This is a genomic window from Pseudomonas sp. B21-031, from assembly GCF_024748985.1.
Taxonomy (GTDB): Bacteria; Pseudomonadota; Gammaproteobacteria; order Pseudomonadales; family Pseudomonadaceae; genus Aquipseudomonas; species Aquipseudomonas kermanshahensis.
Genome location: NZ_CP087181.1, coordinates 1,355,849 through 1,369,652 on the forward strand (window position 1 = coordinate 1,355,849; position 13,804 = coordinate 1,369,652).

10 protein-coding genes are annotated in these 13,804 nt (G+C 63.3%); 3 read left to right on the forward strand and 7 right to left on the reverse strand.

What is annotated here, in order from left to right; genetic code table 11:
* Positions 1-41 precede the first annotated feature (41 nt).
* The 3 genes from LOY53_RS06180 to LOY53_RS06190 form a co-directional block, all read right to left on the reverse strand.
* Positions 42-1,307, reverse strand: a complete 1,266-nt coding sequence (locus LOY53_RS06180; protein ID WP_099453183.1) for an OmpP1/FadL family transporter — start codon at positions 1,305-1,307, stop codon at positions 42-44.
* Between the two features lie 146 nt (positions 1,308-1,453).
* Positions 1,454-1,936: a hypothetical protein gene (locus tag LOY53_RS06185; RefSeq protein WP_027595880.1), complete on the reverse strand. Its 483-nt coding sequence runs from the start codon at positions 1,934-1,936 to the stop codon at positions 1,454-1,456.
* A 249-nt stretch (positions 1,937-2,185) separates the two neighbouring features.
* A complete protein-coding gene (locus LOY53_RS06190) occupies positions 2,186-2,410 on the reverse strand; it encodes a hypothetical protein (protein WP_027595881.1) in 225 nt (74 codons plus the stop codon).
* A gap of 955 nt (positions 2,411-3,365) precedes the next feature.
* On the opposite strand from LOY53_RS06190, the gene LOY53_RS06195 reads away from it, so the two are divergent.
* Both LOY53_RS06195 and rmuC read left to right on the forward strand, forming a co-directional pair.
* Positions 3,366-3,785 (forward strand): tetratricopeptide repeat protein, encoded by a 420-nt coding sequence (locus tag LOY53_RS06195; RefSeq protein ID WP_258703719.1) that lies wholly within the window; start codon positions 3,366-3,368, stop codon positions 3,783-3,785.
* A 194-nt stretch (positions 3,786-3,979) separates the two neighbouring features.
* On the forward strand, positions 3,980-5,353 hold the full coding sequence (gene rmuC / locus LOY53_RS06200) for a DNA recombination protein RmuC (RefSeq protein WP_172960404.1): 1,374 nt from the start codon (positions 3,980-3,982) through the stop codon (positions 5,351-5,353).
* Here rmuC and LOY53_RS06205 read toward each other — a convergent pair.
* Together LOY53_RS06205 and LOY53_RS06210 are read right to left on the reverse strand one after the other, a co-directional pair.
* Complete coding sequence (locus LOY53_RS06205; RefSeq protein ID WP_252826984.1) at positions 5,325-8,801, reverse strand: hybrid sensor histidine kinase/response regulator; 3,477 nt, start codon at positions 8,799-8,801, stop codon at positions 5,325-5,327. The genes rmuC and LOY53_RS06205 overlap by 29 nt on opposite strands.
* Positions 8,802-8,952: 151 nt before the next feature.
* Positions 8,953-10,131, reverse strand: coding sequence for an MFS transporter (locus LOY53_RS06210; protein WP_258703720.1), 1,179 nt, complete (start codon positions 10,129-10,131; stop codon positions 8,953-8,955).
* A gap of 178 nt (positions 10,132-10,309) precedes the next feature.
* On the opposite strand from LOY53_RS06210, the gene LOY53_RS06215 reads away from it, so the two are divergent.
* Positions 10,310-12,187, forward strand: coding sequence for an MFS transporter (locus LOY53_RS06215; protein ID WP_252826986.1), 1,878 nt, complete (start codon positions 10,310-10,312; stop codon positions 12,185-12,187).
* 10 nt (positions 12,188-12,197) lie between these two features.
* On the opposite strand, the gene sugE is transcribed toward LOY53_RS06215, so the two are convergent.
* Positions 12,198-12,515 carry a quaternary ammonium compound efflux SMR transporter SugE gene (gene sugE / locus LOY53_RS06220; protein WP_019470182.1) on the reverse strand — a complete coding sequence of 106 codons (318 nt, stop codon included), beginning with the start codon at positions 12,513-12,515 and terminating at the stop codon, positions 12,198-12,200.
* Positions 12,516-12,683: 168 nt separating this feature from the next.
* Positions 12,684-13,649 carry a bile acid:sodium symporter family protein gene (locus tag LOY53_RS06225; protein ID WP_258703721.1) on the reverse strand — a complete coding sequence of 322 codons (966 nt, stop codon included), beginning with the start codon at positions 13,647-13,649 and terminating at the stop codon, positions 12,684-12,686.
* Between the last annotated feature and the right edge of the window lie 155 nt (positions 13,650-13,804).

Consider the following 13,804-nt stretch of genomic DNA (forward strand, 5'->3'; position numbering starts at 1 on the left):
AAAACCGCCACGAGGGCGGTTTTCCATACTGCGGGTGCGACTCAGAAGCGGTAGGTGAGGGATGCACCGACGCCGTGAGCGCTGTTTTCGTACTTGGCCTGGTAGCTGCCTTTTGTCGCGCTGACCTGGTTGACCTTGGTGTCCTCTTCCCACAGGTAGGAATACGCCACGTCGATGGTCATGTCTTCGCTTGGGCTCCAACCGGCACCCAGGCTGAACACCTTGCGATCGCCAGTCGGGATGCGCGGTGAACGGTCGTGGTTGTTGGTTGGCGACTGGTCGACGGTGAAGCCGGTACGCAGTACCCACTCCTTGTTGACCTTGTACGACGCGCCAATGGCGTGTGCCCAGGTGTCGTGCCAGTTCTGCTCTTCGGTGATGGTCTGGAAGGCCGAACCTGCCAGCGGTGCCGGCACATCGTTCTGCACGGTGATGTCTTCCAGGCGGCTCCAACGGGTCCAGGTGCTGCCTGCGTACAGGGTCCACTGGTCGTCGAGTTCGTGGGTGACCGAAAGATCGACAGACTCAGGCGTCTTGATCTTCAGGGTGGCATCGAACTTGTTGCCGTTGAACGGCCCGATCAGCGGGGTGCTGACGCGGGTCTTGCCTTCGAGCTTGTAGTCGACCATCGAGTGGTAGGTCAGGCCGACGCGGGTGCTGTCGGTGGCCTGGACCAGGATACCGATGTTGTAGCCCACAGCGGTGTCATCGCCCTTGATCTTCACTTCGCCGTCGTTGCGGCCAGGGCTGAACGGGTTGATCAGGCTCGAGCCCAGTTCACCCTTGATGCGGTTGATGGTTGGACCGAAACCGATCGAAACCTTGTCGTTGAAGGCGTAGCTGACGGTTGGCTGGAAGGTCACCACCTCGACGTGGCTCTTTTTGCCCCAGTAGCGAGCAGCATCGTCGCTGCCGTAGTCGGTCACCAGGCCGAAGGGCACGTAGACGCCGAAACCGACGCTCCAGTGATCATCGATCGGCTTGACGTAGTAGCCCATGGGTACGCCAACGACAGGCACCATGTCACCATCGGTTTCCCCCCCGAGGTTGCTGCCAGGGCCCGAGATATCGGACTTGGCGATGACGGCAGCGCCGCCCACGGTGATCTGTTCGCGCTTGAGGCGGGACATGCCGGCTGGGTTGCCAAACACGGTGCTGGCATCTTCGGCAGAAGAAGAACGTCCCGCGAAACCTGTCCCCATGCTGCTGATGCTCTGTTCGTTCAGGGCAAAGCCGCTGGCGAGCAGTTGGCTGGAAGCAAGCGCAACGGCTACGCCGAGGGAGGTTTTGAGCATTACTTTTTTCATTATTAGAAACTCCTTGGGATCTCCGGGGCGAAAAGCTACCAACAAATTGCCCGCCGCGCTATAGCCTCAATCACAGGAGATAGAGCGGTTTTGTAGGACAATCCGACCAAAATTCCATTTTTTCCGGTAAAGCTGTAGGGCGTTTCCTAAGATGCCTGAGGCAATCTCTGATCTATGCAGGTATGCCAGGCGTGGGTGAAGTCGCGCAGGCGACCCTGAGGGTGGAAAACCTGGCGCCAGATTCGCGCCAGGCCCAGCAAGTCGTCAGCGGCAGGCAGGGGCGTGGCTTGCGCCTCGACCAGCATCCAGGCGATAGCGGTGGAATAGCGAAGGTTTACCGTGAGTTCCAGGTGGGGGCCGCCGAGAAAGGCGTGTTGGCTGGCCAGGCCGCGGACCAGGCTGGCGAGGTCAGGGTCGCGGGCGAGATACTCGTCCCAGAGCGCCTGGTGACGGGTTTCGCCGATGCGGTAGAGGCCGTGGCCACGCCGGTCGTGCAAGGCTGAGCCGAGGGCCGACTGGCTGGCGGCGATGCCCAGTAGCAATGCTTCAGCGCTAGGGCAGTGGCGGTCCAGGTAGACCAGGGTGGGTCGGATCACATACAGACACAATTCATTCGCCGCGATACCCATGATGCCCTCGAGCAAGTAAGGGCCGGACGGGCGCTGGAGCTTGGCAGCTGGTGAATGATCAGGCCCGCCGGAAGCGGTTAGCACCGCTCGAGTTGAAGTGTAGTGTGATAATCGTGGTGTAAAGAGCTGTTTTTAAATCGATTGCTGCCTGACGTTCGAGGCTATATGCCATGGGGCAATTACGCCAAGAACGATCAGGCAGGCTACCTGGGTAATGATTCAGCGCCTGAATGCCGCCGTATTCGCCGCTCACGCGGTGAGCGACTGACGGGTCCGAGCGATCACTGCCTGCAGGGGTTCCTTGCGGCTGTACTGTTCAGGGTACAGGCGTTCGGTGTGGCAGGCGACGCCGTGTTCGTCGACCAGGGTAAAGCTGAAGCTGCCCTTGCGAGGGGCAACGATAAGGCACTTCAACGGCGAGAAGGCCTGGGAAAGGGTGCCAATGGCAGCCTGAATGTGTGGATGAGTTTGCATATTATTGGAGGTTCCTGCTTTAAACACGGAGGGTATGATCCGTGCATGATAGAAACGTTCCAGTGACGCCTTTATTAAGGGACGAAACGAACCTGACTGGAACAAAGCAGCCAGAGAGAGCGCAATCAAATGTGGGCGCTTGGGCTGACTGGTAGGTACTTAAGAGGGCAGGCAGCACGCCGGGGCCAAGGTTCTAGGCCGTCGGGGTGGAATCCTGATCAATCTGCAAGGTGATTCTTGCTGGGCAGCGTTTGGCTGGCGAGGGAATCATCGAGTGTGGCCGGTCCTGGTTTCAGCAATGCCTGCTTTTGGGAGAGCAGCGTTGCAAGGACGCTTCTGGCCAGAATTGACTTTCAGCTTGGTACTAACGAGGCGCACCTTACCGCAGATAAACTGCTTTGGCAAGTGTTTGTGCACCTGCCCAGGCTAGCCGAGCAGTATGGCGCTTCTTTCGCGGGCTGGGAAGGGGGGCAAAGGGCTGTCATGGCCGAGGATGTGTTGTTTTTGTGCAGCCAAATGAAGGTGTGGGGCGCAGTTGTTCACATTTGGCGCGCACGCTGTAACACACCGGCAACAGCCCTCAACAGGCTCGCCAATGCCTTGACTGGTGAGTTAAGTCAATGAAAAAAAACACTAATTTTAGCTGGTGAAAAAATCGTCAGTTTGACTGGAGGCCCCATTTTACGGGGGTTTAAGGGCCACCGAAGGGGGTTGTCCACCGAGTTATCCACAGGAACTGTGGATTGTCCCAAGCGCTTGCTCTAGGACGGGTGTGCCAGCAACCCAGGGAACTGTCGGACAATCTTCGGGCGCCGCTAGACCGGTTGGTCATCCACTCGAAAACGTCAAGAAAAGATCATCGAAATTTTTTTTTCAATCCTTCAGAAATCGACAGGCCATGCCAGAAAAAATGGAGTAGAGTGGCGCGCCTTTCGAGTCACCTTGCCTGTTGCTCATGAAGTTTCGCGGTAAACACCTCGCCAACCCTGCTGACGCCTCGTCAGTGCCTCCACCCAAACGCTTCTCCCTGAAAGTGGCCCTGTGGCTGCTCGATAGCCCGCGCCTGGGTGACAAGCCTCAGGTCAAGCACTTGGCAGGCCGCTTGCTGAAACAGCCAGCGCGCCAGGGCGTGGTGGTGGCCCAGAGCCGGCTGGGGCAGATGCTGTGCCATGATTGCGGCAATGCCCGCGACCGGCGTATCGGCCACGAGCTGCTGCGCCAGGCTGCCCGCGCCGGTGATCGCCGCGCACAGCTGGAATATGCCCGGTTGTGCCAGGCCAGCGAGCCGGACCAGGCCCGCTACTGGCTGGAGCTGGCCGCTGCGCAGGGCTCGCAGGAAGCGCGGCGGCTGCTGGGGCAGTGGTTTTCCGGTTGATGGTGACGCGTGAAAAGGCGCAAGGCCAGTTCCCAGGCTGATAAGCTGCGCAGCATTCATCATGTTCGATCGGGGTAACCATGACAGTGGATCTGGCCAGCATTCTGCTGGGCTTGGTGGCAGGTGCGTTACCCTGCCTGGTGTGGGTCATGCAGGTGCAGCGTCGCCAGGGCGCCCGACAGGGTGAACAGGCCCTGCTCGAAGAGCGCCTTAACGCTGCCCAGTTGTCCCTGGCCGGGTTGCAGGCGCAACTGGACGCCAGCCGCGACGAAGTCAGCGACCTCAGCGAAGCCAACACCGTCAAGCAAGCCCAGCTGGCAGCCCAGGGCCGTGAGCTGGAGTTGCTGCAGATCGACCGCGACAATGCCCGCGATGCTGCCCACGCCTGGAGCCTCGAACGCGCCAACCGTGAAGCCGAACTGCGCCGCCTGGAAGCCCAAGGCGCACGCCTGGAGGCCGAGCTGCGCGAGCAGCAGGAAAACCACCAACAACGCCTGGAAGACCTGCAAGAGGCCCGCGACACCCTGCGCGCCCAGTTCTCCGACCTGGCCACGAAAATCTTCGACGAGCGCGAGCAACGCTTTGCCCAGACCAGCCAGCAGCACCTGGGCCAACTGCTCGACCCGCTCAAGGACCGCATCCAGGCCTTTGAGAAGCGCGTCGAGGAAAGCTACCAGCAGGAGTCACGCGAGCGTTTCTCCCTGGGCAAGGAACTGGAGCGCTTGCAGCAGCTCAACCAGCGCCTGTCCGACGAAGCCACCAACCTCACCCAGGCCCTCAAGGGCCAGAAAACCCAAGGCAACTGGGGCGAGATGATCCTGGAGCGGGTACTGGAGCATGCGGGCTTGGAGAAGGGCCGCGAATACCAGACCCAGGTCAGCCTGAAGAGCGCCGACGGCGAGCGCTTCCAACCCGATGTGCTGATCATGCTGCCCGGCGACAAGCAGGTGGTAGTGGATGCCAAGGTCAGCCTCACGGCTTACCAGCAGTTTGTCGGCAGCAATGACGAGGCCGCGCTCAAGCAGCATGTGCAGTCGTTGCGCAGCCACGTCAAAGGCCTGTCGAGCAAGGACTACAACCGCCTCGAAGGCCTGCACAGCCTGGATTTCGTCCTGCTTTTCGTGCCCATCGAGGCCGCTTTTTCGGCGGCCCTGCAGGCCGAGCCCAACTTGTTCCAGGAAGCTTTCGACCGGCACATCGTGATTGTCAGCCCGACCACACTGCTGGCCACCCTGAGGGTGATCGACAGCTTGTGGAAGCAGGAACGCCAAGGCCAGAACGCCCGCGAGATCGCCGAGCGGGCCGGCTGGCTGTACGACAAGTTCGTGCTGTTCATCCAGGACCTGGACGAGCTGGGCAACCGCTTGCAGCAGGTGGACAAGGCCTACGCCGCAGCGCGCAACAAACTGTGCGAAGGGCGTGGCAACCTGGTCAGCCGCAGCGAGCAGCTCAAGCTCTTGGGTGCCCGTGCCAGCAAGAGCCTGCCGGCAGACTTGCTGGAGCGGGCGCTGTCCGATGAAGCCCTGCCGGACGAAGCGGTTACTGAACCAGGCTCAGATGCCGATTGAGCAGGGCGCGCAAGGCTGCCGGCTTGACCGGCTTGGCCAGGTAGTCCAGGCCTGAGGCATGCACCAGGGCGATGGTCTCTTTGCTGCCGTCGGCGCTGATCACCACCCCAGGCACCGGCTCGCCCAGCCGGGCGCGTAGCCAGCCCATCAGCTCGGTGCCGGTTTCGCCGTCGTCCAGGTGGTAGTCCACCAGCGCCAGGTGCGGGCGCATGCCGTTGGCCAGCAAGGCCTCGCATTCGGCGCGGTTGCGGGCGGTCCAGACCTGGCAGCCCCAACGGCTGAGCAGGCTGTTCATGCCAATCAGGATGCTGTCTTCATTGTCGATGCACAGCACCTGCAGCCCGGCGAGCGGTTGGCCCGTCTGCTCCACCGGCGCACTGGGCGCGGGCGCCGCCTGGCGGGCGATCGGGACGCTGACGCGGAACACCGTGCCCTTGCCGGGCCATGAGCGCACTTCCAGGCTATGGCCCAGTACCCGGCACAGGCCGTCGGCGATGGCCAGGCCCAGGCCCAGGCCTTTTTCGGCACGGGTCTGGTGGCTGTCCAGGCGTTTGAACTCCTGGAAAATCTCTTGCAGCTTGTTGTCGGCGATCCCCGGGCCGCGGTCCCACACTTCCAGCCACAGGCGTTCGCCCTGGCGGCGGGCACCCAGCAGAATCGGGCTTTTGCCATAGCGCAGGGCGTTGGTCAGGAAGTTCTGCAGCACGCGGCGCAGCAACTTCATGTCGCTGTCGACCCGCAAGCGGCTGCCGCGCAGGCGGAACTCCAGCCCTTTCTCGGCGGCCAGTACCTTGAACTCGGCACCCAGGGTGTCGAACAGCTCGTTGAGGGCGAACGGCTTGGCGTCCGGGGTGATCTTGTTGTTCTCCAGGCGCGAGATGTCCAGCAGGTCGCTGATCAGTTCTTCGGCCGAGCGCAGCGAGCTGTCCATGTGCTGCACCAGTTGCTGGGCCTCCTCGTTCATGCCCTCGGCCTGTTGCGACAGGGCGGCGGAGAACAGCCGCGCGGCGTTAAGCGGTTGCATCAGGTCGTGGCTGACTGCGGCCAGGAAGCGGGTCTTGGACTTGCTCACCGCCTCGGCCTGGCTCTTGGCTTCGGACAATGCCTGGTTGAGCTGCGACAGCTCATGGGTACGCTCCGCCACCCGCTGCTCCAGGCCCTCGTTAGCATCGCGCAGCGCCTGTTCAGCTTCGCGGAACGGGGTGATGTCGGTGAAGCTCATGACGAAGCCGCCACCGGGCATCGGGTTGCCGATCAGCTCGATGACCCGGCCGTTGGGGAACAGCCGCTCGGAGGAGTGCGCGCGGCCTTGGCGCATCCAGTGCAGGCGCCGCGCCACGTGAACCTGCGCCTCGCCCGGGCCGCACAGGCCGCGCTCGGCGTTGTAGCGGATGATGTCGGCAATTGGCCGGCCAACGCTGATCAGTCCGTCGGGGTAGTTGAACAGCTCCAGGTAGCGGCGGTTCCAGGCCACCAGATGCAGGTTCTGGTCGACCACGCTGATGCCCTGGTTGATGTTCTCGATGGCCCCTTGCAGCAGCGCGCGGTTGAACTGCAGCACTTCGCTGGCCTCGTCGGCGATGCGCACCACGTCTTCAAGCTGCATGTCGCGGCCTTCGATGGCGGCCTTGACCACGGCTCGGGTCGACGAGGTGCCGAGCACCCCGGCGAGCAAGCGCTCGGTGTGCTCGATCCAGTCACCGTCGGCGTTCTGGTTGGGGTTGAAGCCTTTGCCCTGGCGGTAGGCGAAGCGGATGAAGCTCTGCCGCGCACGTTCTTCGCCGACGAAGCGCGAGGCCAGGGTCAGCAGGTCATCGATCTGCACCGCCAGCAGCGGTTTGCTGTTAGGGCGGGCGCTGGTCTGCTGGCCGATGAAGCGGCCAGCCTGCCAGTGCTCTGACACCCGCGTGCGCGACAGCACCGACACCCAGGCAAACAAGGTGAAGTTACCTGCCAGCGACAGCACCACGCCTTGGGTCAGTGGGCTGATCGGCAGGTTCAGCGGGTTGCCATGCAGCCACGCCAGGCCCGGAAACAGCTCGAGCGACCAACCCACGCTATGGGCGGCAATCGGCAGCACCAGGGTGTAGAACCACAGGAAGATGCCGGCGGCGAGGCCGGCGAAAACGCCGCGCCGGTTGGCTTGCTTCCAGTACAGTGCGCCGAGCATGGCCGGGGTGAGCTGGGTCACAGCGGCGAAGGCGATCTGGCCGATGGTCGCCAGGCTCGCGGTCGAACCGAGCAGGCGATAGCTGACATAGGCCAGCAGCAGGATCACCACGATGGTCACCCGGCGTACCGAGAGCATCCAGTGGCGGAACGCTTCGAACGGGCGCTCGGCATTGTTGCGGCGCAGCAGCCAGGGCAGCAGCATGTCGTTGGAGACCATGGTCGACAGCGCCACGGCTTCGACGATGACCATGCCAGTGGCCGCCGAGGCGCCACCGATGAAGGCCAGCAGGGCCAGGCTCGGGTGGGCTTCGGCCAGGGGCAGGCTGATGACGAACGAGTCGGACATCACCGTGCCCGGCAGCAGCATCTGCCCGGCCAGGGCGATTGGCACCACGAACAGCGCAGCCAGCACCAGGTACATCGGGAACACCCAGCGGGCCAGGCGCATGTCCTGCGGTTCGATGTTCTCCACCACGGTGACATGGAACTGCCGTGGCAGGCAGATGATCGCCATCATGGCCACCGCGGTTTGCACCACCATCGACGGCCAGTTGATGGTCTCCTGCCAGTAGCTTTCCAGTTGGATCGACTGGCGCGCCTGGCTGAACAGGTCGTCAAAGCCGTCGTACAGGTTGAACACCACGAAGATGCCCACGGCCAGGAACGCCAACAGCTTGATCAACGACTCGAAGGCGATCGCCAGGACCATGCCGCGGTGGTGCTCGGTCACGTCCAGGCTACGGGTGCCGAAGACGATGGCGAACAGTGCCAGCACCAGCGATACCACCAGCGCGGTATCCTGCACGCGGGTGCCGGTGGCGTCGGCGTTGGCGCCGATCAGCAGGTTGACGCCCAGCACGATGCCTTTGAGCTGCAAGGCGATGTAGGGCAGCACGCCGACCAGGCAGATCAGCGCCACTACCACCGCCAGGGTCTGCGATTTGCCGTAGCGTGCGGCAATGAAGTCGGCGATCGAGGTGATGTTCTGCTGCTTGCTGATCAGCACCATCTTCTGCAGCACCCAAGGTGCGAAAATCAGCAGCAGTACCGGGCCCAGGTAGATCGGCAGGAACGCCCAGAGCTGTTCGGCAGCCTGGCCGACGGCACCGAAGAAGGTCCAGCTGGTGCAGTACACGGCCAGCGACAGGCTGTACACCCAGGCACGCAGCTTCGGCGGCAACGGTGTGCTGCGTCGGTCGCCGTAAAAGGCGATGGCGAACATGATGGCCATATAGGCCAGGGCGACCACGGCGATCAGCCCACTGGACAACGACATGAAAACTCCGGAGCAAAAAAGGTAACGCGGTCCCGATCAATCAGTCTGGCACGCAGGCGCAGGTTCGTCAGCGCCGACGATGGTCGCAGTGGCGAGTCGTCGCAGGGATCGGCCTACACCTGTACCGGCCTCTTCGCGGGTACAGGCAACATCAATACCTGCGGGTGCCCCGCCAGTAGAACACCCCCGCCAGTATCACCGACAACACCAGCAGGTAGAAGATCGCCCTCGGCCACCAGTGCCCGAGGGCAAACCCGACCATCACCGGCCCCAGCGCCGCGCCCAGGTTGGACAGGTTCTGTGCACCGTAATACACCCCGCGCAGGTGCTCTGGGGCGATCAGGTCAATGAACATGTACTCGGCGGGTATCACGATGATTTCCCCCAGGGTGAACACCAGCATCGCCAGGCACCACATCGGCACCGTGCTTGCCCATGAAAACCCCAGCAGCCCGGCGATGAACAGGCCCATCCCGGCCAGCAGCCAGGGCATCAGGCGCTGGCGGCTGATACGCCGGCCGATCAGGTATTGCAGGGCAATCACCGTGATGGCGTTGGTGGTCACCAGGTAGCCGACCAGGCGCGCCGCCTCGCTTGGCGTGGTCGTTACCACCAGGTACTGCGACAAATAGGCAGTGAACTGGCCGAACACCACCGCGCTGAGGACCCCGCCCAAGGTGAAGTACACCAGCCGCCGGTCACGCGCCAAGCCCAGCGCCACTTGCGCGAACCCTGCAGCCGATTGCGCCGGGGCATCGCCCTGCAGGCTGCGGTCCCCCAGACGCTGGTAGGCCAGGCCCATCCCCAGGCCGAGCAAGGCGGAGGCGATGAAGGGCAGGTGGTCGTCCAGTTCCAGCATCGCGACGCCCAGCAAGGGGCCTGCGGCATAGCCGACGTTGCTCAAGGTGTACTTGATGGCGAACACCTCGGCCCGTTCGTCCACTGGCAGCAGCGCACAAAAGCCGGCCTTGGCCGCGATGTCGACCACCGCCAGGGCCAGGTTGATCAGTACCAGGCACAGGAAGAACAGCGCGGCCGAGCGGCTGGCGATGGCGCCGATGAAGGCCAGCGCAAACACCACGGTGCTGGCGATCACCAAGGTATGGTTGCGCACGGTGTCCACCAGGTGGCCGCCGTAAAGGCTGAGCAGCGAGGCGATGATCAGCGCGCCGCCGATCAGCAGGCCGATCTGGCTGACCGGCAGTTGGAAGTTATCGGCCAGGTACACCACCAGGTAGGGCAGCGTCAGGGCGCGCGCCAGGGTCAGGGTGAAGGTGGTGGTGAGCAGCAGGCGTACGGCGGGTGGGTAGCGCTTGAGGGCGGCGAGCATTGCCACGTCCTTGTCGTTCGGGTTTGCCGGGTTCCAAGCATAGGCCAGTCGGGTGCTGTTGCGCAGCCTCGCCTGAGTTGGCGTGCCAGGCTTGCCAGCGGCAGGCTTTCACGTGCAGATTTGTGGCTTCTTGCGGCCAGCGTGCCTCCAATGACAAAGCCCTCAGGGAACAAGGACGATGAGTCACACCTCGCAATTCACCTTGCTCGGCAAGCGGCGCTTCTTGCCGTTCTTCATCACCCAGTCGCTGGGTGCGTTCAACGACAACCTGTTCAAGCAATCGCTGATCCTGGCGATCCTGTTCAAGCTCAGCCTGGGGGACGGCGACCGTTCGATCTGGGTCAACCTCTGCGCATTGCTGTTCATCCTGCCGTTCTTCCTGTTTTCGGCGCTGGGTGGGCAGTTTGGCGAGAAGTTCGCCAAGGATGCGCTAATCCGAGCGATCAAGCTGGCCGAGATCGGCATCATGGCCATCGGTGCCCTGGGCTTCATTACCAATCACCTCGCCCTGATGCTGGTGGCGTTGTTCGGCATGGGGACCCATTCGGCGCTGTTCGGGCCGGTGAAGTATTCGATCCTGCCCCAGGCCCTGCGTGAAGAAGAGCTGGTGGGCGGTAACGGGCTGGTCGAAATGGGCACCTTTTTGGCGATCCTCGCCGGCACCATCGGCGCCGGGGTGATGATGTCGTCAGCCAGCTATGCCACGGCGGTGGCCGGGGGCGTGGTGGGCACTGCGGTGCTGGGCTATCTGGCCAGTCGCTGGATCCCGCGTGCTGCGGCGGTGTCGCCGCAGATGCGCCTGGACTGGAACATCTTCAAGCAGTCCTGGGCGATCCTGCGCATGGGCCTGGGGCAGACACCTGCGGTGTCGCGCTCGATCGTCGGCAACTCGTGGTTTTGGTTCGTCGGCGCCATCTACCTGACCCAGATCCCGGCGTACGCCAAGGACTGGCTGCATGGCGACGGCACCGTGGTGACCCTGGTGCTGACCCTGTTCTCGGTGGGCATCGCCCTCGGATCGCTGCTGTGCGAGCGGCTGAGCGGGCGCAAGGTGGAAATCGGCCTGGTGCCGTTCGGCTCGTTTGGCCTGACCCTGTTCGGCCTGCTCTGGTGGTGGCATTCCGGCGATGTGCCGGCGGCGGCGCTGCCGCACGACTGGCTGGCGCTGCTGGGCATGAGCCAGGCCTGGTGGATCTTGGTGTCGATCGTCGGGCTTGGGGTGTTCGGCGGCTTTTATATCGTGCCGCTGTATGCTTTGATCCAGGCGCGCACGGCCGAGGATCAGCGGGCCCGGGTGATCGCCGCCAACAACATCCTCAATGCACTGTTCATGGTGGTTTCGGCAATCCTCACCATCGTCCTGCTGGGGCTGGCCGAACTGACCATCCCGCAGTTGTTCTTGGTGGTGTCGTTGCTCAACATCGCGGTCAACGCCTACATCTTCAGGATCGTGCCCGAGTTCACCATGCGCTTCCTGATCTGGCTGCTCAGCCACTCGATGTACCGCGTGGAGCACCGCGACCTGGAGCGCATCCCTGATGAAGGGGCGGCGTTGCTGGTGTGCAATCACGTTTCGTTCGTTGACGCGCTGCTGCTCGGCGGTGCGATCCGCCGGCCGATCCGCTTTGTGATGTACTACAAGATCTACAACCTGCCGGTGCTTAACTTCGTGTTCCGCACCGCAGGTGCCATCCCGATTGCCGGGCGCGGTGAGGACGAGGCCATTTACGAACGTGCCTTCGCGCGTATTGCCGAGTACCTGGCGGCGGGTGAGCTGGTGTGTATCTTCCCGGAGGGCAAGTTGACCGGGGATGGCGAGATCGATGTGTTCAAAGGCGGGGTCAACCGCATTCTCAGCGAAACCCCGGTGCCGGTGATTCCGTTGGCGTTGCAGGGGCTGTGGGGCAGTTTCTTCAGCCGAGACCCGGGCAAGGGGTTTTTCAAGCGCTTGTGGTCGCGTGTGACCATCGTGGCTGGCGCCGCCATCCCGGTGGAGGCGGCGCAGCCGGATGCGTTGCGTGAGCAGGTCAGCCGCTTGCGCGGCGATCTGCGTTAGCGCGCGCGGGTCAGCTGGCGCTGACTTTCAGGCCGATCAGGCCGCAGACGATCAGCGCCACACTGACCAGCCGCACCAAGGCCATGGATTCGCCAAACAGGATGATCCCGGCGATTACCGTGCCCACAGCGCCGACGCCGGTCCAGATGGCATAGGCGGTGCCCAGCGGCAGCTCCTTCATGGCCAGGCCCAGCAGGCCGAGGCTGATGACCATGGCGCCGACGGTGAGTACGGTGGGGATTGGCTTGCTGAAACCGTCGGTGTATTTCAGGCCGACGGCCCAGCCGACCTCGAACAGGCCGGCGAAGAAGAGGATGATCCAGGACATGCTGTGTCTCCATCGTTGTGAAGGATGGGGCCGTCCCCGGAATGGTCACGCGGTGCGTCGTGAGGTCGTCCTCACAGTGGGCAATAGGGTGCACATTTTCTGAATGCTGGGCAAGCCTGTGCCGGCCTCTTCGCGGGCTTGCCCGCGAAGAGGCCAGGCCAGGCAACATCAATCCCTGGCCGGCTCGCCCTTCTCAATGGCTGACGAAGGCGCTTCCAGGCGCCGGAACCAGGTCGACAGCAACGCCCCGGAAATATTGTGCCAAACGCTGAACAATGCACTCGGCACCGCGGCCAATGGCGAGAAGTGCGCCGCCGCCAGTGCCGCCCCCAGCCCGGAGTTCTGCATGCCCACCTCCAGCGCCAGTGACTTGCGCTGGGCCAGCGGCAACTTGCACAGCTTGCCGGTCAGGTACCCCAGCAAATAGCCAAAGCTGTTGTGCAGCATCACCACCGCCATGATCAGCAGCCCCGACTCGGCGATCTTCGCCTGGCTGGCCGCCACCACCGCGCACACGATCATGACGATGCTTACCACCGACACCAGCGGCAACACCTGCACAGCGGCCTGCACCCGTGCGCCCAACAGGCGCTGGGCCAGCACGCCAAGCACGATCGGCAGCATGACCAGCTGCAGGATCGACCAGAACATGTCCATGAACGAGACCGGCAGCCAGGCCGAGGCCAGGAACCAGATCAGCGCCGGGGTCAGCAGCGGGGCGAGCAGGGTGGTGACCGCGGCAATCGCCACCGCCAGCGCCAGGTCGCCCTTGGACAGCCAGACCATCACGTTCGAGGCGGTGCCGCTTGGGCAGCAGCCGACCAGAATCACCCCGACGGCGATCTCGGCGGGCAAGTGGAACAGCTGGCAGAGCAGCCAGGCCATCCCCGGCATGATCACGAAATGCGCCACCACCCCCAGCATCACTCGCCAGGGTTGGCGGGCGAGGGCAGCGAAGTCGTCGAGCTTGAGGGTCAGGCCCATGCCAAACATCACCAGCCCCAGCAGCGGCACGATGGCCACTTTCAAGGCGATGAACCACTGCGGTTGCAGGAAGGCCAGCACGGCGAACACCAACACCCAGAGGGCGAAGGTGTTGCCGACGAAGCGGCTGAGGGCGGCGAGGGCGCGCATGGGAAAGTCCTTGTACTTATATAAAGAGGTGAGTTTCCAGGGCCCTTTCGCGGGCAAGCCCGCTGCCACTGGGTGAGCAAGCACCTGTGGCAGCGGGCTTGCCCGCGAAAGGGCCGGTACTGGCCAACGATTAACGATCAGGCCAGCACCGGCAA